A 20,207-nucleotide genomic window follows, 5' to 3' on the forward strand; every position below is an offset into this window, starting at 1 on the left:
CATACTATTTTTAATTAAATAAACTAGGTAATTAAAAGGTTTTTTGAATGGAAAATTGGCAAAGAGCATTTGTGCTACATACAAGAACTTATAGCGAAAGCAGCTTATTGGTTGACTTGTTTGTAGAAAATGTCGGGAAAATTACCATATTGGCAAAAGGTGCAAGGCGAAAAAAATCGTCTCTTAAAGGCATATTACAACCTTTTACGCCATTAATTGTGCAGTATTCTGGGCACGGTGAAATCAAAAACTTACGTCAGGTTGAGGCGATTTCGCTCACGCTACCTTTGGTCTCGATTTGGCTATATAGTGCTTTTTATCTAAATGAATTATTACACCGGGTGTTAGTCGCTGAAACCGAAATGACAACCCTGTTTGATGATTATCTTAAAAGTATCCAACAATTGGCTCAACAAACGCCTGCCGAAAAGGTATTAAGAGTTTTTGAATTAGCATTATTAGAGAATCTGGGTTATCACGTTGATTTTTTCCATTGCAGTGTAACCGGCGATGAAATTGTTGAATCAATGTCCTATCAATATCAATCAGAAAAAGGATTTATCAGTAGTTTAATGCAAAATAGTACCAGTTTTACAGGTAAACAAGTATTAGCATTAGGTCATAGGCAGTTTGATGATGAAGATACCCTCAAAGCGGCCAAACGATTTACCCGTATGGCGATGAAACCTTATGTCGGTTCAAAGCCGTTCAAAAGTAGAGAATTATTTTTAAAAATTTAGCAGTTTTAATCGAATGTTTTTTAAAACTGACTGTAAGAGCTGTTTAATATGGTGACGCTGTCACTTTTTTGTTTAACATGATTATCACATATTTGCTGCTTATCGGTATTTTTATTAAAAGCCGATATCATTACGGGCGCTATCAAGTTCCACTTGATGCCCGAATCACTAATTCTCCATTGACATAGATCGTACGAATCGGTAGTGCCGGGTTATTGACTCGCTGAATTAACGTTTCAACCGCCGTTAAAGCAATACTTGCCAATGGTTGCCTGTATGTTGAAAGTGGGGTAGCAAGATGACAAGCGTAATCTGCATCATCAAAGCTGATGGTAAATAATTTATGTTTTGGATTGATTCTCTGATTTAATGAAATCAATTGCATTGCGGTGAAGTCGTTACCACAAACAACATGCTTAATATTTAATTTTGCTAATTGATTTATTACTTTTTCATCTATTTGTGGAATTTGAATAATCCAATCTTTGGTAATTCCTGCATCAACCAGCGCTTGTTTATAGCCGATAATTCTTAATGCAATAGTATTGGCTGAATCACTTTTGGAAACGAAAGCAATTTGCTTATGATTCTGTTCAAGAAAATGCTGAGTAACAATATATCCGGCAGCAATATTGTCAATACTGACTAAGTCGGCCATGCCTCGATGAGGAAACCGACAATAATCACGCTCAAGCAATATACAAGGTATCTCATATTGATTAAGGAGATCGATAATTTTTTGATTAATAACGCTTGCATAAGGATGAAATTCTAAAGGTGTAAAAAAGATACCATGGATATTATTTTTGGTGTAATTAATGATAACCTTCTCTACATCATTCAAAATAGATTGAATATCTTGGCTTTTAGTTAGCATACCCGCCCATAAAAGAGAAAACTGATAATCATTTGCTAAACTAGCGATTTGAGAATATAAACTATCAAGAATCATGCGGCTTTCATCTTGTTCTAGCCTTGGTGCTAAGATGCCAAAAATATATTTTGTTACTTGTTCATTTTCCGGTTGTCTAACATAAAACTTTCCGCCTTGTTTGCCTTCAATGTAGCCTTCATTTTTTAACTTTGAAAATACTTTGCTTATTGTTGGTCGAGATGTTTTATAAAACAGGCTCAAATCGGATGAAGAGGGCAGAGCACTATGACAATCTAAAACGCCACTTTTGATTTGCAACAATATTTCTTGATATATCTGCTCACTTTTATTTGCCATAGTAATCCCTAATCAATTTTGAATAATATATATAGTATGACATAACCGCTAAACTTGATAAATTACATTTTACAAGTTTTTAAAAAAAGTGACTTTGATATCATAAATAATAAAAAAGTAAAGATTAATATTGTCAAGATCATCTCGGATAATTAGGCTGGATTTGCTCAAAATATTTCAGCATTATTTTAATGCTTTAACTTTATGAGTAAATTTTGTTTATAAATCATTTGATTATCCGAGGTGGCTTTATGAAAAAATTCATAACAACATGCTTAACAATTTTAATTGTATTTTTTACAGGTTGTTTTCAACTTGTAAATGCTGATGGTAATAAGCCGATCAAGTTTGCTTTTATCACTTCAACTTTGAACAACTCATTTTTTACTGCTATCTCCGATACTTTTTCTGAAATAGCTAAACAAAATAATGATCAATATATTCTGATTGACCCTCAGTATGACCAAGCCAAACAGATATCTATGATGGAAGATGTTATCAATCAAAAAGTAGACATCATTTATTTAATTGCTGTCGATTCAGAAGGAATCAGACAAGGTTTACTGGCAGCTAAACAAAAACAAATTCCTGTTGTCGTTATTGATAACCCGATTAGTGATGATGACTTAGTTGTCAGTACTGTAGCGTCAGATAATTTCCTGGCAGGTAAAATTAATGGTGAACAAATGGCCAAAGATTTTCCAAATGGTGCAAAAATTGCAGTAATTGATTGCCCGTTTAACCGTGCCAGTGTGTTAAGAGCGGATGGTTTTTATGCCGGCTTGGGTGATAATAAAAGTAAATTTGAGGTTGTATCTCAACAAAATGGAAAATGTGCTTTAGAAGTAACTATGCCAATTGCTGAAGATATTATTCAAGCTCACCCCGATTTACAGGCTTTCTTTGCCGTAAATGATCCTTCTGCATTAGGTGTCGTTGTTGCTTTAAAAGCATCTAATAAACTAAAAAATGTCAAAGTTTACACAGTTGATGGCTCACCCGACGGTAAAAAAGCGTTCAGCGATGGTGATTTAACATTAACGGTTGCACAAGCACCAATTCAGTTGGCTAAAGAGACATATAAAATCGGCAAGCAAGTCTTAGCAGGAGAGCCTGTAGCTAAAGAGATCTTAGTACCAACTTTTCCTATCACTAAAGAGATGATTGAAAAAAATGGCGTAAAAGTTTGGCAATAGCAATCTGCTTAAGCCTTTTCCAGCGATTGCTATCAATAAGGTGATATTACTATGGAACAAGTTGTATTACGACTATCTCATATCGAAAAGAAGTTTGCTGGTGTTCATGCATTAAAAGACATGCATTTTAATTTAAAACAATGTGAAGTGCATGGATTATTAGGCGAAAATGGTGCCGGCAAATCAACATTAATCAAAATTATCGGCGGCATCTATAAACCCGATGCCGGTGAAATTATGATTTACGGTAAAACCGAAATAATTAATGGTATTAAAGATGCGCAATTAAGAGGAATTAATGTCATTCATCAAGAAATTGTATTAGTTCCTTATATTAGTGTATATGAAAACATCTTTTTAGGGCGTGAGCCTAGGACTAAATTAGGTTTTAAAGATCATCGTCAAATGATCGCCAAAGCACAAATCATGATGCAAAGCATGGGGTTAACCATTGATGTATTGCGTCCTGTTCATGAATTAACCATTGCACAACAACAACTTATCGAAATCATTAAAGCCATTTCATTTAATGTGCGCATACTAATTATGGATGAGCCTACTTCTTCTTTAACCGATAAAGAAGTCGCACAGCTTTTTGTAATGATTAAAAAGTTAACCGAACATAACGTTAGTATCATCTATATTTCACACCGTATGGATGAGTTATTTGCTATCACTGACCGAATTACTGTTATACGTGACGGAAGTTATGTCGATACAGTCAATACCAATGAAACCAATATTGATGAATTGGTCAAAATGATGGTCGGTCGTCATTTAAATAATTACTATCAACGACATTACCAATCAAATGGTCAATGCCTATTAGAGGTAAAGAATTTCACTAAGAAAGGGGTTTTTAGTGATGTCAATTTTAAATTGAAGAAAGGAGAAATTTTAGGCTTTTCTGGCCTTATGGGTGCAGGAAGAAGTGAAATCATGCAGGCCATTTTTGGTGCAGACAAATATGATAGTGGAGAAATTTATTTTGATAATAAGCTGGTTAAGATAAATTCTCCTCAAGATGCGATTGATATTGGTATCGCATTAATACCTGAAGATAGGAAAAAACAGGGGCTGATATTATCTCATAGTATAGCATTTAATCTCACACTCACGGTATTGAAACAATTTATGCATGGTTGCTTTGTTAATCAACACAAGCAGAAGGAGATGATTCAATACTATATTAAAAAACTCAATATAAAAACGCCAAGTGCTGACAAAATAGTTGGCCAATTAAGTGGTGGTAATCAACAAAAAGTGGTCATAGCCAAATGGTTAGCCACTCACCCTAAAGTCATCATTTTAGACGAACCGACTCGCGGGATAGATATTGGCGCTAAAGCCGAAATCTATCAAATCATCGATGAACTTTGTTCAAACGGTATAGCCATTATTATGATTTCATCAGAACTACCCGAGATTATCAATATGTGTGACAGAGTTTATGTGGCCGCTAATGGCCAAATCCAAGGTGAACTATCTCATGATGAACTTACACAGGAAAAGATTATGAAATTAGCAACAGGGAGAGCTTAAAAATGGCTAGCCAATCTATCAAACAATCAGATGATACGCTCTATCATCGATCGGCAATAACCAATAATTTTATTATCAGAAGTTTTAAAAATTTCATTACGCAAAACATAGGGATATTAATTGCGCTTTTATTGATTAGTGTCATTTTAACTTTTGCAAGCCCTGTATTTCTGACTCAAGAAAATATGTTATCTGTGTTACGACAAGTATCTACCAATATGTGCTTAGCATTAGGAATGACGTTGATCATCATATTAGGTGGAATCGATTTATCGGTGGGGTCTATTGTTGCAATGGCTGGCACGCTGACGGTTGGATTTATCTCATTAGGCGAAATGGGCATCATTCCGGCAATTTTATTAGGCTTGCTTATCGGTACGCTTTGTGGTGCAGCTAACGGCGTTGCTATTGCTTATACCGGTATTCCGCCCTTTATTGTTACTTTAGCGATGATGATGATCGCACGTGGTGTTGGTTACATTTATAGTGGCGGTCAATCCATTCGCATTTTTGATGAGAGTTTTACTCGCATTGGTACGGGTTATTTGGGAATGATTCCATACCCGGTAATTTATATGTTGGTATTTATTGTCATTATGTTAGTTCTGGTAAATCGTACTCGTTTAGGCACCTATATTTACGCGTTGGGTGGTAATCGTGAAGCAGCAAGATTATCTGGTATTGCTATTAAACGGGTTGAAATCATTGTTTATACCATTGCCGGTTTTTTAGCAGCTTTCGCCGGAATCGTTCTTGCTGCCCGAATGTATTCCGGGCAACCTTCAGTGGCACAAGGATATGAAATGGATGCAATAGCCGCTTGTGTACTTGGCGGCATATCTATGTCAGGCGGAATAGGTCGGATTAGTGGCACCATTTTAGGTGTCATTGTTATCGGTATTATTAATAATGGCTTGAATCTATTAGGTGTCAATTCATTTTGGCAATTGGTTGCCAAAGGCGTAATTATCTTCTTAGCGGTATATGTCGATATGTTAAAACGAAAAAGATCTCAATAAGCCATAAAAAAATTGATTTCTTTGCTTATGTGAATAATACCCAATTTAATTAATAGGACAATAAAATGAAAAAATGTACGTTGATGTTAAACAATCCGGACGGTATCTGTCGACATAATGAACCTGTCATTACCCGCCTTTTTTTTAAGCAACAGCCAGTTGATCCTGCTCAAATGAAACTTATCAATGAGCAAGGAGAGGTTGTACCACATCAATTATTCGATATGGTTTATGATCAAACGAATAAATTTATTACGGCTTGTTCCATTGCTTTTATCGTAACTAATTTAAATCAATTGGTTGAAAACTATACGTTGTATTTAGATGCAAACACGCAATCAAATACTTTTACAGGAATAAAACAATTAGCGCCTACATTAGCAGACGGAATTAAAAGGTTGGATACCGGGCATTATATTTTAGAATTATGTCGTGGCACGGCTGATGGTACATCATATGGAAAATGGGGGATTCGCTATTTTGCAGCGAAAGCTCAAGGACTCAATTTGATTAAAGATTGCTCTAATGCTATTGGTGGATTTTATGGACCATTTTTTACACCTGCAAATGGCTTAATCAATCCGCCAGAACATACGGTCGTTGAGTGTGAGACAGAAGTTGAAGGTGCGATTTATTGTCGTTATCGATTTAATGGTCAAATACCTAATGGATTAGATCCCGCTTTACGCAATAAATCATTCTCAATTGTCTGGGAATTTTTCTATCAATCGCCCTGGTTTAGACGTACTTATTATGTTGATGACTTTGAAACCTATGTTGATGGCATGCCGGTCATAAATAAGATCACTGTGGGCGATGAGTATGAAAGTGGTCAAAATAATTTGGTATTTTCTCGTTTTGCTAGTTACGGCGGCACTTATTATCGACAAGGAGATCGTTATGCCAATATTTTAGCCGATGAAGTTAACCGAATTTTATCCCAACCTCTTGATAAACTTTCTCCAAATGCGAGAAGTTATCGACAGTCAATTGGTGATAACATTAATGCCGTATCGTGGGATTACTTCTGGCGGCTATTTTGTGTGAAAGAGGGTATTTTAAGTGATGAAGAAATAAAAGCGCATGTTGAGACTATTTTGCGTAAAGCACATCATGTTGTTCATAACAGTGAACGTAATAAAGAAATATTATTTGCCAAAGAAATTGATGTTAATCATGTACCAGATCAAACGATTTTTCCTCTTGCTGCAAATAAAACGGCTGAAATTAATCCAGAAACAGGGTATTGTATGGTTTGGTATACAAGCAATATTGTTGGACGTTATCAAATTGTTCAGCGTAAAGATTCCGGTTGGGTGAATTGGGGGACCAATGGTGAAAATGAATACCCAGAATTACCAACTGGATCGACTATATATACTGCATATGATCAATTTGATGATTGGCAAAAGCAAGCCGACAGTATGGAAAAAAACATTGATGTCAAACAAGGACTAATTGAAGATGAATGATGTAAAAGTTGTCGCAATAGGTGAGTTTTTATGGGATTGTTTACCAAATGGCAAAAAAATTGGCGGAGCGGCTGCCAATTTTTGTTACCATGCTAAATCAGCTGGGGCAAATGCTATATTAGTTTCTGCTATTGGAAATGATGAAAACGGTAAAGAATTAAGTAATGAGCTTGAGAAGCTAAAAATTCCACATCAACTCCAAATATCAAACAGTTATCCAACAGGAACGGTATTAGTTGAATTAGATTCAGCAGGGAAACCGACTTATGACATAGTTAATCCTGTTGCGTGGGACGATATCGCCTTAACCGAGCAATTATTAGCGCTTATCAAACAAAATGATTTAGATGCAATCTATTTCGGTAGCTTAATTCAACGCAATCCACACAATCATGAATTACTAAAAGAAATTATTGCGCATCTTTCGCCACAAACCAAAATTATTGTTGATATCAATCTACGACAAAATCATTATAATCCTTCAACATTACTTTTGTGTATTGAGCATGCCAATATCTTAAAGTTAAATGATGAAGAATTACCTATTATTTGCCAATTGTTGAAAATAAAATCTGATCCAAAAGAGCTGTTTAATTACCTTAACCAGCATTATCAATTAACGTTATTAATTTATACTTGTGGCAGTGAGGGCAGTCATCTCATCACCCAAAGTGAGCAAAATTATCAACCGGCTGAAAAAATCACAGCGATTGATACTGTTGGTGCCGGTGATTCATTTATGGCAATAAGTAGTATTTTATATTTGAAAGGTAAAGCGTTGCAGGAAATTAATAGTAAAGCAAATCATATAGCTGCTTACGTTTGTACGCAAAGTGGTCCAATGCCAATTTTGCCTGAAGCCTATTTATCTGAATTATAATTTATTATCACGCCTGGCTTTTTTCCCAAATGATTAAAGCTAGGCAATTTCACTTCTACTATGTCTTTTCACTTTATACTTATACGATAAGTTAAAAATCTATTTTTAAATCAAGTTTAAGCCTATTTAAAATGATTATGATAAGTGATAGTATACACGGTCTATTTATTTATGTACGCATGTGCGCTTTCGTGTGGCGCACCACTGTTATAAGGATTTATTATGCCAATTATTACTCTTCCTGACGGAAGCCAACGTCAATTTGATAAACCCGTAACTGTTTTAGAGGTTGCCCAAAGTATAGGTGCCGGACTGGCTAAAGCGTGTATTGCAGGTCGTGTTAATGGTGAACGTAAAGACGCTTGTGATGTTATTGATCACGATGCAACGGTAGCGATTATTACGGCTAAAGATGAAGACGGACTTGAAATCATCCGCCATTCATGTGCGCATTTATTAGGGCATGCAATCAAACAATTATGGCCAGATACTCAAATGGCTATTGGTCCAACAATTGACAATGGCTTTTATTATGATGTCGATTTAGATCACTCTTTAACTCAGGAAGATCTTGATGCATTAGAAAAACGAATGCATGAACTGGCTAAGAAAAATTATGATGTCATTAAAGAAGTCGTGAGCTGGGAACGAGCAAGAGAAGTCTTTTGGGAACGCCGTGAACCGTATAAAATCGCTATTTTAGATGAAAATATTCCAAAAGATTCAACCCCTGCGCTTTATCATCATGAAGAATATATTGATATGTGCCGTGGTCCACATGTACCAAATATGCGTTTTTGCCACCATTTTAAACTACAAAAAGTAGCCGGTGCCTATTGGCGTGGTAATAGCGAAAACAAAATGTTACAACGTATTTATGGTACTGCATGGGCTGATAAAAAACAGCTTGAAAGCTATTTACAGTTTTTAGAAGAAGCGGCAAAACGAGATCACCGTAAAATAGGTAAACAACTAGACCTTTATCATATGCAAGAAGAGGCGCCAGGCATGGTGTTTTGGCATAACGATGGCTGGATTATTTTCCGCGAACTTGAAGTATTTGTGCGTACCAAATTAAAAGAGTATGACTATCAAGAAGTTAAAGGTCCATTTATGATGGATCGGGTTTTATGGGAAAAAACAGGCCATTGGGGTAACTATAAAGAGTTAATGTTTGTTACGTCATCTGAAAATCGTGAATATTGTATCAAACCAATGAACTGTCCGGGACATGTTCAAATTTTCAATCAAGGTTTAAAATCTTATCGCGATTTACCACTAAGAATGGCTGAGTTTGGTAGTTGTCACCGAAACGAACCGTCAGGCTCATTACATGGTTTAATGCGTGTTCGTGGTTTTACTCAGGATGATGCACATATTTTCTGTACTGAAAATCAGATCCGCAGTGAAGTCAATAGCTGTATCAAAATGGTTTATGATACATATAGTACATTTGGCTTTACCGACATTACTGTTAAATTATCAACTCGACCTGAAAAACGAATTGGTAAAGATGAAACATGGGATCTGGCTGAAAAAGATTTAGCAGAGTGCCTAACGGAAAACGGAATTGAATTTGAATATTTACCGGGTGAAGGTGCATTTTATGGTCCAAAAATTGAATTTACCTTACATGATTGCTTAGGCCGTGCATGGCAATGTGGTACTGTTCAACTAGACTTTATGTTACCCGAACGCTTAGATGCGACCTATGTAGGTGAAGATAACGAACGCCATACCCCTGTTATGATCCACCGAGCTATTTTAGGTTCAATGGAACGCTTTATGGGGATTTTAATCGAAGACTGTGCCGGATTCTTCCCAACATGGCTTGCACCGTTACAAGTATCGGTTATGAATATCACCGATAAACAAGCTGATTATGCTAAACAATTAGCCGAGGAATTGCAAAAAGTTGGAATTAGAGCAAAAGCAGACTTGAGAAATGAGAAAATTGGGTTTAAAATTCGTGAGCATACTCTAAAACGTGTTCCATATATGTTTGTCTGTGGTGACAAAGAGATGGAATCTGGTACGATTTCAGTTCGAACTCGTCAAGGTAAAGATCTTGGTAGCTTTGAAGTGAAACATGTTATAGAATTGTTGCTTAACGAAATTCATACCCGTTCATTAGAACAAATGAATTAAAGATAAACTACTTTGGAGGAATGAGATATTAAAGTCAGTAAACGAATTCAGTCAACACGCGCGCATAAAATTAATGATGAAATAACTGCTCGCGAGGTGAGGTTAACCGGCGTTGACGGTGAACAGCTCGGTATTGTTAGCTTAGATGAAGCTTTAAAACAAGCTGAAGAAGCAACATTAGATTTAGTTGAAATAAGCCCTAATGCAGAGCCGCCTGTTTGTCGAATTATGGATTATGGCAAGTTCCTCTATGAAAAGAGTAAAGCAACAAAAGAACAGAAGAAGAAGCAAAAGGTTGTTCAGGTTAAGGAAATTAAATTCCGACCTGGTACAGATGAAGGCGACTATCAGGTAAAACTCCGCAGCCTGATTCGCTTTCTTGAAGATGGCGATAAAGCCAAAGTCACGTTACGTTTTCGTGGACGTGAAATGGCTCACCAACAGTTAGGAACTGAAATGCTTGATCGCATTAAAGAAGACTTAGCTGATTTGGCAATCATTGAATCTTATCCAACTAAGATCGAAGGTCGTCAAATGATTATGGTGCTAGCGCCGAAGAAGAAATAGTGGTTCAACAAGCTAATTTTTAGTTTACTAATCATTACACCATTATTTTATTTTTATTAACAATGCGAAGTGGAAATTATTAAAATGCCTAAAATTAAAACTGTAAAAGGCGCAGCAAAGCGCTTTAAAAAAACAGCTTCTGGTGGCTTTAAGCATAAACAAGCGAACAAAAGCCATATCCTAACTAAAAAATCAACTAAGCGTAAACGTCATTTACGTGGTTTGACTACTGTGTCAAAAGGCGATTTAGGTTTAGTTGTTGCGTGTGTTCCATACGCTTAATTTATTGGTTAATTATTTAGAGGATATAGTTTATGGCTCGTGTTAAACGTGGTGTTATTGCTCGTGCACGTCACAAGAAAATTTTAAAACAAGCAAAAGGTTATTATGGTGCTCGTTCACGTGTATATCGTGTTGCTTTCCAAGCAGTAATCAAAGCAGGACAATATGCTTACCGTGACCGCCGTCAACGTAAACGTCAATTCCGTCAATTATGGATTGTGCGTATCAATGCAGCTGCACGTCAATGTGGTCTTTCTTACAGCCGTTTTATTAATGGATTAAAGAAAGCATCTATTGAAATCGATCGTAAGATCCTTGCAGATATCGCTGTATTTGATAAAAATGCATTCGCTGCATTAGTTGAAAAAGCAAAAGCTGCACTTTAATAGCATTATAAGAGCCGAGTTATCTCGGCTTTTATGTTTATATTTAGAGTAAAATATTTTATTAAGAGTAGATTAAACATGAAATTAGTTATTTTTCGTTTCTTTTTTAGCTTTGTTAACAATCATCGTTCGTGAGGCATAAATAAAAAACGAAAAATAATTATAAAAGCCTCAGAAGAGGCTTTTTTTATGTAATGAACAATAAGCAGGAGAACTGTATGTCTCAATTAGTTGAACTGGTAAACAACGCCAAATCCGCTATTGAAAGTGCTAATGACATTAATACTATCGAACAGATTCGGGTGGAATATTTTGGTAAAAAAGGCTATTTTACAATGCAAATGGCTTCATTACGTGATGTTCCTGCTGATCAGCGCCCGGCTGTCGGTCAAAAAATTAATGATGCCAAACAAGAAGTCGTTGAAATATTAAATCAAAAACGCAGCTTTCTAGAGCGTCAAGCCCTTGATGCAAAATTAGCTAATGAAACAATCGATATCACCTTACCGGGTAAAACGCTTGAATTAGGTGGATTACATCCAGTTACTAAAACAATAAATCGTTTAGTTGAGTTTTTTGGCGAATTGGGATTTGCTGTTGAAACCGGTCCAGAAATTGAAGATGATTATCACAACTTTGATGCATTAAATATTCCTGCTCATCATCCTGCACGTGCCGATCACGATACATTTTGGTTTGATGCAAAACGTTTATTACGTACTCAAACTTCAACGGTACAAATTCGAACAATGGAAAGTCAAAAACCACCGATTCGAATTATTGCACCAGGAAGAACTTACCGTAATGATTATGATCAAACCCATACTCCAATGTTTCATCAAATGGAAGGGCTATTAGTTGATAAAGATATCAGCTTCACACACTTAAAAGGCCTTTTACATGATTTCCTCCATTGCTTTTTTGAAGAAGATATGGAAATACGTTTTAGACCGGGATACTTTCCGTTTACTGAACCGTCTGCCGAAGTCGATATTAAGGCTAAAAATGGTAAATGGCTAGAAGTGCTTGGTTGTGGAATGGTACATCCAAATGTCTTACGTAATGTGGGTATCGACCCAGACGTATATAGTGGTTTTGCCTTTGGTATGGGTATTGAACGGTTAACTATGTTACGTTACGGTGTCACTGATTTACGTTCTTTCTTTGAAAATGATTTACGTTTTTTAAAACAATTTAATTAATTCTGGAGATCAAAACATGAAATTTAGTGAAAGTTGGCTACGTGAATGGATCAATCCAGAAATTAGTAGCGAGATGTTAGCCGATCAATTAACCATGGCAGGATTGGAAGTCGATGATGTTGAAAAAGTTGCCGGTGATTTTTCGGGTGTCGTTATTGGAAGGGTAGTTGAATGTAAACAACATCCTAATGCCGATAAACTACGTGTAACAAAAGTTGATATTGGCAAACCTGAATTACTCGATATTGTTTGTGGTGCACCAAATTGTCGTCAAGGTTTAACTGTTGCATGTGCAACCATTGGAGCGGTGCTACCGGGTGATTTTAAAATTAAAGCGGCCAAATTACGTGGCGAACCTTCAGAAGGTATGCTTTGTTCATATTCAGAATTAGGTATTTCTGAAGATCACAACGGTATTATTGAACTGCCTGATGATGCACCTTTAGGACAAGATATCCGTGAATATCTAAACCTTAATGATGTTATGATCGATATTAGTGTTACGCCTAATCGGGCTGATTGTTTTGGTATCATTGGTGTTGCCCGAGATATCTCCGCAGTTAACAATATTCCAATGAAACAGCTCAATATTGAAAGTGTTCCAGCTACAATTGCTGATACATTACCAATTAACATCAATGAACCTAAAGCCGCTCCACGTTATCTTGGCCGAATAATAAAAAACATTGATGTTACTGCAACAACACCACTTTGGATGAAAGAGAAATTACGTCGTGGTGGCATTCGCTCAATTGATGCGGTTGTTGATATTACTAATTATGTATTATTAGAGCTAGGTCACCCGATGCACGCATTTGATTTGGCACAAATCGATTCAGGCATTATTGTTCGTTATGCTCAGCAAGGTGAAAAACTTGTTTTATTAAACGGTAACGAAGTAAAACTAAATGATAAAACACTTGTTATTGCCGATCATCAGAAAGTATTAGCAATGGCCGGTATTATGGGGGGCGATAAATCGGGCGTAACAAACTCAACCAAAGATATCTTCCTTGAATCAGCATTTTTTGCACCATTGGCAATAACCGGTAAAGCTCGTGAATATGGTTTACACACTGAAGCTTCACATCGTTATGAACGTGGGGTTGATCCGTATTTACAACATGCTGCAATGGAGCGAGCAACTCAGTTGCTTATCGAGATTTGTGGTGGTGAGGTAGCGCCTATTGTTGATGTTACTAATCAAAATGAACTACCAACACAAGCAACCATAAAACTGCGTCGAGAAAAGATAGATCGCATTATTGGTTATGCAATTGAAACGCAAAAAATTACAGATATTTTAGTAAGATTGGGCTGTATTGTTGAATATACCAATGATCTTTGGACAGTTACTTCACCAAGTTGGCGTTTTGATTTACAGATTGAAGAAGATCTTGTTGAAGAAGTTGCTCGTATCTATGGATATAACAATATTCCAAATGAGCACATGAAAACTGAATCTGTCATGAAACCGAAACCGGAAAGCCAAATTTCATTGCGTCGAGTGAAAGATTTACTCGTAGATATGGGCTATCAAGAAGCAGTGACCTATAGTTTTGTCGATCCTAAAGTTCAACGAACGCTACACCCGGCTCAGCAAGACATAGTTTTACCTAACCCAATCTCAAGTGAAATGTCAGTAATGCGTTTATCATTATGGTCAGGATTATTAGACGCAGTAGCATATAATCAAAATCGTCAACAATCACGTATTCGTTTATTCGAAACGGGCTTGCGTTTTATACCGGATGAAAAATGTGAGTTTGGTGTTCGTCAAGAATTAATGTTATCCGGTGTTGTAACCGGTAATTTATATGATGAACATTGGGCATTACCTAAACAAAATGTTGATTTTTTTGATGTAAAAGGGGACTTAGAATCTATCTTTTCATTATTAGGTTGTACCGAAGAGATTGAGTTTAAGAAATCTGATCTTGAAGCACTACATCCGGGACAAAGTGCAGCAATTTACATAAACAACGAACTTATCGGACATTTAGGGGTTTTACATCCAGAAATCGAAAAAAAATTATCTTTAAATAGTAAATCGCTTGTTTTTGAAATAAATTTAGCTAAAATTAATGGTAAAGAAGTACCTGTTGCTCAAGACCTTTCTAAGTATCCGTCAAATAAGCGAGATATTGCTATTGTAGTTTCTAACAAAGTTCCAGCAGCAGATATTATTGCTGAGTGTAAGCGTGCCGGTGGCGAGCAACTTATCAAAGTTAGTTTATTTGATGTATATCAAGGTGATAATATCAAAGCTGATCAAAAGAGCCTTGCTATCAGTTTGATTTTACAAGACAAATCACGTACACTTGAAGAAGAAGATATAACAAACATTGTAAGCAAATGCGTTATTGCTTTACAAAATCGTTTCAAAGCCATATTAAGAGAATAATCATATGACATTAACTAAAGCTGATATAGCAGATCGTCTTGCCGAGAAATTTGATATCGATCGTCAAGAAGCTAAAGTCCTTGTTGAACTTTTTTTTGAAGAGATTCGAGTCGCTTTAGAAAAAGGCGAGCCAGTTAAATTATCAGGTTTCGGTAATTTTGCCATACGTGATAAAAATTCACGTCCTGGACGTAATCCTAAAACAGGTGAAAGTGTTGATATTTCAGCTCGTCGAGTGGTTACATTCAGACCTGGCATTAAATTTAGAGAGCGTATAGAAAAAAATCTAACAATTTAATATTGTTGAATTAATTCTATAAGCATTCTTGCAAATAATCGCCTTTCTTTTGTTTAAGGCTTAAGAAAGGCCGATTAGTCTTTTTATTCAAAAAAATAGTTGTAAAATTTCAAATATTCAAGCATAATACTGCCTCTTCTATGGAGGCTCTATGGGTCCTCTTGCAACATTTCTTTGCTCATCAGGTCAGGTCCGGAAGGAAGCAGCCAAAGTAAAAAATATGTGTGTGGGATGTGGCTGATAGAGTCTCCACCCAACCTATTTAATTTTGAATTTATTTCCTTCTTCATACTCCTAATCATCATTGCATAATAAATCCGCAAATAATTAATTATATTTAAATTTGAAATTAAATCAGTTGTCGCTTTTGACCTTTTTTGAGATCATATAAAAAGCTAATTTAATATATTAATAAAAACAATTATTGAGGATATGTTTATGATGCGAGTTGGATTATTTATTCTAACTAACTTAGCTGTTATGTTTGTATTTGGTATCATTTTAAGTTTATTACATGTTGATGCCCATAGTACCTTAGGATTGCTTATCTTTGCTGGCATTTTTGGTTTTGGTGGCTCTTTCATTTCTTTACTATTATCCAAAAAAATTGCTTTAAGTTCTGTTGGGGGGAAAATCATTACTCAGCCAAGAACGGCTCAAGAACAATGGTTAATTGATGTTGTGCGCCGTCAATCATCTGAGCTTAAGCTTAATATGCCCGATGTTGCTATTTACAATGCCTCTGATATCAATGCTTTTGCAACCGGTGCAACCAAAAATAACTCGCTTGTTGCTGTCAGTTCCGGACTATTAAATTCAATGACACAAGATGAAGCCGAGGCAGTAATTGGTCATGAAATGAGCCATATAGCCAATGGTGATATGGTAACAATGACTTTGTTACAAGGTGTGCTTAATACTTTTGTGATTTTTATCTCTCGCTTATTATCTTTTGCTGTTTCTCAAGCGCTTAATGAACGTGACAGCAAAGTTCCTTCTCATTTAGTTTATTTCCTAATTGTTATGGTATTTGAAACCATTTTTGGTATTTTAGCGAGTCTTATCGTAATGTGGTTTTCACGTTACAGAGAGTTTAAGGCTGATGCCGGGTCAGCGAAACTAGTCGGCGCAACAAAAATGATCGCTGCTCTTGAAAAATTGAAAGTCAGCCATGAACCAACTGAACAAGCTTCAATCCTTGCATTTTGTATTAATGGTGCTAAAAAAATCAAATTTTCAGAACTGTTTATGTCACATCCACCTTTAGATAAACGTATTGATGCTTTACGTAATCAATCATTTATCGGTTAGTTTTTTTACTTAAACGTATATGTTTTCTGAAACTTCTTGGCAAACATGGGTAATGTTCCCAATGTTTGCCAAATTGTATCTATCCATTATTTACCATTCATGAGACGTAACCATGTTGCATCCTAAAAACGCTACGAATACATTAGAACTACTTAGCCCGGCTAAAAATATCGAAATTGCCAAACAAGCCATTTTACATGGCGCAGATGCCGTATATATTGGTGGGCCTAATTTTGGTGCACGCCATAACGCCGGTAATTCAGTTAGCGATATTGCGCAATTAGTCGAGTTTGCTCATCAGTATTACGCTAAAGTATTTGTCACTTTAAACACCATATTACATGACAATGAGCTAGAGCCGGCAAGGAAACTAATTTGGCAACTATATGATGCAGGCATTGATGCGTTAATTGTACAAGATATGGGGATTTTAAATTTAGATATTCCACCAATCGATTTACATGCCAGTACGCAAATGGATATCCGAACACCGGAGAAAGCAAAATTTTTATCGGATGTTGGTTTTTCTCAAATCGTTTTAGCCAGAGAGCTTAACTTAACCGAAATAGCAACCATTCATCAGCAAATCGATGCCAATATCGAGTTTTTTATTCATGGCGCACTTTGCGTGGCTTTTTCCGGTCAGTGTTATATTTCCCATGCACAAACAGGGCGGAGTGCAAATCGTGGTGATTGTTCTCAAGCATGTCGATTACCTTTCACTTTAAAAGATGATCAAGGGCGAATTGTCGCTTATGAAAAACATCTTTTATCAATGAAAGATAATAATCAGTCAAATAATTTAAAACAGCTTATAGAAGCAGGCGTAAGATCGTTCAAAATAGAAGGGCGGTATAAAGATGTAAGTTACGTCAAAAATATTACGTCATTTTATCGGCAAAAATTAGATGATATCTTATCTAATTCATCTGATTTTCGTCCAGCATCAAGTGGAAAAACTGAACACTTTTTCACCCCCGATCCTGATCGAACATTCCATAGAGGCAGTACCGATTACTTTGTTCGTGGCCGACAGCCAGATATAGGAGCATTTGATTCTCCAAAATTTGTCGGCTTACAAATTGGTGAAATTATTAAAGTAACAAAGCAAAGTATCGACATCAGCACCAGCAAAATCTTAACCAATGGTGACGGGCTTAATGTACTGATTAAGCGTGAAAATTTTGGTTTTCGAGCCGATCGCGTGGAAAAACTATCAACTAATCTTTATCGAGTATTTCCTAATGAAATCCCAAAACCTCTTTTTTCGGTTAAATTGCCCTATGTCATCAATCGCAATTTAGATCACCTATGGCAACAAAATCTACTTAAAGATTCCAGCCAACGCCGTATAGGCTTAACCTTTACATTACGTAATTGCGATAAAGGTATCCAATTAGTCGCTAAAAGTGAAGAGGGGATAAACGTTCAATTAGAGCTCCATGGCGAATTTGATCTTGCCCAACAACCCGAGAAAGCGATAAAAAATATTAAGGATAATTTATCCAAACTTGGACAGACTATTTATTATTTATCGCATTTAGAGATTGAACTTGAAACGGTCTATTTCATTCCTAGTAGCCAACTTAATCAACTAAGACGAGATATTATTACTAATCTCACTACAGCACGATTAGCAAATTATCAACCGAAAAAACGTAAACCCGAAATTCAACCAGCGCCAATATATCCGGAAAATCAGTTAACTTTTTTGGCCAATGTTTACAATCATAAAGCCAGAGAATTTTATAATCAGCATGGCGTGACATTGATTGAAAGTGCTTATGAAGCGCATCAAATTAAAGATGATGCACCGTTGATGATTACCAAACATTGTTTACGATTTGCGTTCAATTTATGTCCAAAACAAGCCAAAGGAATTCAGGGCGTTAAAACCAAAGTTACGCCAATGAAATTAGTTCAAAATAACGAAGAATTGATTCTAAAATTCAATTGTAAAGCTTGTGAAATGCAGGTTTGGGGCAAAATCAAAAAGCATATTTTAAAAATGCCATTGCCTGGTAGTGAAGTTATTTTACTGACAAGTAATGATTAACATATTGATAATTATCGGATTATTATTTATTCGATAATTATTATAACCAATCATCTATTTAAGAATTTTAGCGATAAATAGCGAATATAAGCGAATATAAAAAGGTGTCATTTTAGTTCGTAATAATGTTGTTATTTAACATAATATACATTATTTGAATTTTAACTATTTGATTTAATTATAATTATCAAATTAAGTGCGTAATAATGGAAAATAGGGGACTTACTAACGTTTTTTTAAAAGAAAACACGCTAAAAAAATTTCTATTCATCTGCGAATTTAATTTATTTTTTCAATATGTATTGCTTCTTTCAAATTATCAAATTCATTAAAAATATATTCAACAGTTGAATCAAAAGACATATGGGGAACATATAGATGGATAATAGTTTGGTCATCTGTGAATGTAGCATATTGATTGTCTACGAATAATAATTTGTATTTTTTTGATAAATTTTCATACAATGATTCAAATTTAGATTTATTAAATGTTGCTGAAACAGATAGTAGTATATTTTCATCTTTTGAAAAAATAAGCGTTACTTTTGAGGCATCAAGTGGTAGTTCGCTGTTTTTTATCGTATACATTGGTCCTTTGGAATAATAATTAATTCCATTGTCAATTAAAGTATATTTTTCCTGTGCTTCTTTTAATGTAGTTTTATGAATTTCAAGTCCAAATGGAGCTGGGTTGGCATAAAGTATTGAGCTGAACATTAAAGTAATTATAATTAATATTTTTTTCATTCCTAATTTCCTTTTATTATATGACTTTATAATTTTAGAACGTTTATAAAAGATCGAAATTTTGTATCATAGTATAATTATTTTTTAAAGAAAAATAGATGTGGAGAATGATTCTATTTAATAATTTAAGAAAATTAATAGAATCAGATAATTTCTATAAAAAAATAGTTCGCATAATGTTAATGCCGTTATGTTTAATTCGTAGGCTGTATAATGTTGGCCACCGCAGGTGGCTAACAGTCAAGAATTTAGCATAACGGCAGATTATGCGTACTAATTATGATATTGTTTCTTTCTTTTTGAATTATATTTCCAGCTTTTTGACATCTTATATACGTAGGATGGGTAATCATCCCAAGGATTGGCTATATTACTTCCCCTTGACGGCCTAATTTTTAGTTTATACTGTTTATATTCAATCATGTGAATGCAATAGGCACTTTTTTCTTGTTTAGTGCTGAAATGTTTATGTGACTCACTATGAACATAAGTATAATATTCAATGTCGCCTATAATAGTTTTATGTATACTACGTCTTGAAAATTGTTTTTTTAGTTTTAACATACTTTCTCCTAATTTATTAAATAGTTAGAAGAAAGCCTCCTTATAATAATTCATATATATACCTTATTAATTTTGGGGGGGTTAGAGTTCGGATGTTCAGTGACACCCGAACTTTAACGTGGTTTCCCACGGTAAATAATTTAAATTCAAGAGTAAACAGTA

At 35.3% G+C, this 20,207-nt stretch carries 17 protein-coding genes and 1 other RNA gene; 16 read left to right on the forward strand and 2 right to left on the reverse strand.

The window, feature by feature from the left end; translation table 11 throughout:
* Positions 1–47 precede the first annotated feature (47 nt).
* The gene (gene recO / locus J3U37_RS07795; RefSeq protein ID WP_220217346.1) at positions 48–740 is read left to right on the forward strand and encodes a DNA repair protein RecO; all 693 of its coding nucleotides are present in this window, start codon (positions 48–50) and stop codon (positions 738–740) included.
* Positions 741–882: 142 nt separating this feature from the next.
* Here the strand turns inward: recO and J3U37_RS07800 are convergent, their stop codons facing one another.
* Positions 883–1,971, reverse strand: a complete 1,089-nt coding sequence (locus J3U37_RS07800) for a GntR family transcriptional regulator (protein ID WP_267374175.1) — start codon at positions 1,969–1,971, stop codon at positions 883–885.
* A 251-nt stretch (positions 1,972–2,222) separates the two neighbouring features.
* Here J3U37_RS07800 and J3U37_RS07805 point away from each other — a divergent pair, with 251 nt between their 5' ends.
* From J3U37_RS07805 to J3U37_RS07875, 15 genes are all read left to right on the forward strand, one after another.
* The gene (locus tag J3U37_RS07805; protein WP_267374177.1) at positions 2,223–3,167 is read left to right on the forward strand and encodes a sugar ABC transporter substrate-binding protein; all 945 of its coding nucleotides are present in this window, start codon (positions 2,223–2,225) and stop codon (positions 3,165–3,167) included.
* Between the two features lie 51 nt (positions 3,168–3,218).
* Positions 3,219–4,709, forward strand: coding sequence for a sugar ABC transporter ATP-binding protein (locus J3U37_RS07810; protein ID WP_267374180.1), 1,491 nt, complete (start codon positions 3,219–3,221; stop codon positions 4,707–4,709).
* 2 nt (positions 4,710–4,711) lie between these two features.
* Entirely contained in the window at positions 4,712–5,728 is a 1,017-nt protein-coding gene (locus tag J3U37_RS07815; RefSeq protein ID WP_267374183.1) for an ABC transporter permease, read from the forward strand.
* 65 nt (positions 5,729–5,793) lie between these two features.
* Positions 5,794–7,200, forward strand: coding sequence for a hypothetical protein (locus J3U37_RS07820; protein ID WP_267374186.1), 1,407 nt, complete (start codon positions 5,794–5,796; stop codon positions 7,198–7,200).
* Positions 7,193–8,080, forward strand: a complete 888-nt coding sequence (locus tag J3U37_RS07825; RefSeq protein ID WP_220219592.1) for a carbohydrate kinase family protein — start codon at positions 7,193–7,195, stop codon at positions 8,078–8,080. Before J3U37_RS07820 ends, J3U37_RS07825 begins: the two co-directional genes overlap by 8 nt.
* Before the next feature lie 222 nt (positions 8,081–8,302).
* On the forward strand, positions 8,303–10,228 hold the full coding sequence (thrS, locus tag J3U37_RS07830; RefSeq protein WP_220219591.1) for a threonine--tRNA ligase: 1,926 nt from the start codon (positions 8,303–8,305) through the stop codon (positions 10,226–10,228).
* Positions 10,229–10,255: 27 nt separating this feature from the next.
* A complete protein-coding gene (infC, locus tag J3U37_RS07835) occupies positions 10,256–10,795 on the forward strand; it encodes a translation initiation factor IF-3 (RefSeq protein WP_065612958.1) in 540 nt (179 codons plus the stop codon).
* A gap of 84 nt (positions 10,796–10,879) precedes the next feature.
* Positions 10,880–11,077 carry a 50S ribosomal protein L35 gene (gene rpmI / locus J3U37_RS07840; protein ID WP_065557738.1) on the forward strand — a complete coding sequence of 66 codons (198 nt, stop codon included), beginning with the start codon at positions 10,880–10,882 and terminating at the stop codon, positions 11,075–11,077.
* Between the two features lie 32 nt (positions 11,078–11,109).
* Positions 11,110–11,463: a 50S ribosomal protein L20 gene (gene rplT / locus J3U37_RS07845; RefSeq protein ID WP_024496189.1), complete on the forward strand. Its 354-nt coding sequence runs from the start codon at positions 11,110–11,112 to the stop codon at positions 11,461–11,463.
* 218 nt (positions 11,464–11,681) lie between these two features.
* Positions 11,682–12,665 (forward strand): phenylalanine--tRNA ligase subunit alpha, encoded by a 984-nt coding sequence (pheS, locus tag J3U37_RS07850; RefSeq protein ID WP_220219590.1) that lies wholly within the window; start codon positions 11,682–11,684, stop codon positions 12,663–12,665.
* A 16-nt stretch (positions 12,666–12,681) separates the two neighbouring features.
* Entirely contained in the window at positions 12,682–15,069 is a 2,388-nt protein-coding gene (gene pheT / locus J3U37_RS07855; protein ID WP_267374189.1) for a phenylalanine--tRNA ligase subunit beta, read from the forward strand.
* Positions 15,070–15,073: 4 nt separating this feature from the next.
* On the forward strand, positions 15,074–15,367 hold the full coding sequence (locus J3U37_RS07860) for an integration host factor subunit alpha (RefSeq protein WP_220219588.1): 294 nt from the start codon (positions 15,074–15,076) through the stop codon (positions 15,365–15,367).
* A 150-nt stretch (positions 15,368–15,517) separates the two neighbouring features.
* Positions 15,518–15,613, forward strand: an RNA gene (ffs, locus tag J3U37_RS07865) — signal recognition particle sRNA small type.
* A 192-nt stretch (positions 15,614–15,805) separates the two neighbouring features.
* Positions 15,806–16,678 carry a protease HtpX gene (gene htpX / locus J3U37_RS07870; protein WP_220219587.1) on the forward strand — a complete coding sequence of 291 codons (873 nt, stop codon included), beginning with the start codon at positions 15,806–15,808 and terminating at the stop codon, positions 16,676–16,678.
* 112 nt (positions 16,679–16,790) lie between these two features.
* On the forward strand, positions 16,791–18,734 hold the full coding sequence (locus J3U37_RS07875) for a peptidase U32 family protein (protein WP_267374192.1): 1,944 nt from the start codon (positions 16,791–16,793) through the stop codon (positions 18,732–18,734).
* Between the two features lie 279 nt (positions 18,735–19,013).
* Here J3U37_RS07875 and J3U37_RS07880 read toward each other — a convergent pair whose 3' ends face one another.
* The gene (locus tag J3U37_RS07880) at positions 19,014–19,481 is read right to left on the reverse strand and encodes a hypothetical protein (protein ID WP_267374194.1); all 468 of its coding nucleotides are present in this window, start codon (positions 19,479–19,481) and stop codon (positions 19,014–19,016) included.
* Positions 19,482–20,207: the final 726 nt, after the last annotated feature.

Source organism: Gilliamella sp. B3172 (assembly GCF_026536465.1).
Taxonomy (GTDB): Bacteria; Pseudomonadota; Gammaproteobacteria; order Enterobacterales; family Orbaceae; genus Gilliamella.

What these genes read in the sequence shown, in the direction of transcription:
- rplT (WP_024496189.1), top strand. Translation starts at nt 11,110, where the DNA reads ATGGCTCGTGTTAAACGTGGTGTTATTGCTCGTGCACGTCACAAGAAA.
- J3U37_RS07815 (WP_267374183.1), top strand. Translation starts at nt 4,712, where the DNA reads ATGGCTAGCCAATCTATCAAACAATCAGATGATACGCTCTATCATCGA.
- thrS (WP_220219591.1), top strand. Translation starts at nt 8,303, where the DNA reads ATGCCAATTATTACTCTTCCTGACGGAAGCCAACGTCAATTTGATAAA.
- recO (WP_220217346.1), top strand. Translation starts at nt 48, where the DNA reads ATGGAAAATTGGCAAAGAGCATTTGTGCTACATACAAGAACTTATAGC.
- htpX (WP_220219587.1), top strand. Translation starts at nt 15,806, where the DNA reads ATGATGCGAGTTGGATTATTTATTCTAACTAACTTAGCTGTTATGTTT.
- J3U37_RS07880 (WP_267374194.1), bottom strand. Translation starts at nt 19,481, where the DNA reads ATGAAAAAAATATTAATTATAATTACTTTAATGTTCAGCTCAATACTT.
- J3U37_RS07825 (WP_220219592.1), top strand. Translation starts at nt 7,193, where the DNA reads ATGAATGATGTAAAAGTTGTCGCAATAGGTGAGTTTTTATGGGATTGT.
- rpmI (WP_065557738.1), top strand. Translation starts at nt 10,880, where the DNA reads ATGCCTAAAATTAAAACTGTAAAAGGCGCAGCAAAGCGCTTTAAAAAA.
- J3U37_RS07800 (WP_267374175.1), bottom strand. Translation starts at nt 1,971, where the DNA reads ATGGCAAATAAAAGTGAGCAGATATATCAAGAAATATTGTTGCAAATC.
- J3U37_RS07805 (WP_267374177.1), top strand. Translation starts at nt 2,223, where the DNA reads ATGAAAAAATTCATAACAACATGCTTAACAATTTTAATTGTATTTTTT.
- J3U37_RS07860 (WP_220219588.1), top strand. Translation starts at nt 15,074, where the DNA reads ATGACATTAACTAAAGCTGATATAGCAGATCGTCTTGCCGAGAAATTT.
- pheT (WP_267374189.1), top strand. Translation starts at nt 12,682, where the DNA reads ATGAAATTTAGTGAAAGTTGGCTACGTGAATGGATCAATCCAGAAATT.
- J3U37_RS07810 (WP_267374180.1), top strand. Translation starts at nt 3,219, where the DNA reads ATGGAACAAGTTGTATTACGACTATCTCATATCGAAAAGAAGTTTGCT.
- J3U37_RS07820 (WP_267374186.1), top strand. Translation starts at nt 5,794, where the DNA reads ATGAAAAAATGTACGTTGATGTTAAACAATCCGGACGGTATCTGTCGA.
- pheS (WP_220219590.1), top strand. Translation starts at nt 11,682, where the DNA reads ATGTCTCAATTAGTTGAACTGGTAAACAACGCCAAATCCGCTATTGAA.
- J3U37_RS07875 (WP_267374192.1), top strand. Translation starts at nt 16,791, where the DNA reads ATGTTGCATCCTAAAAACGCTACGAATACATTAGAACTACTTAGCCCG.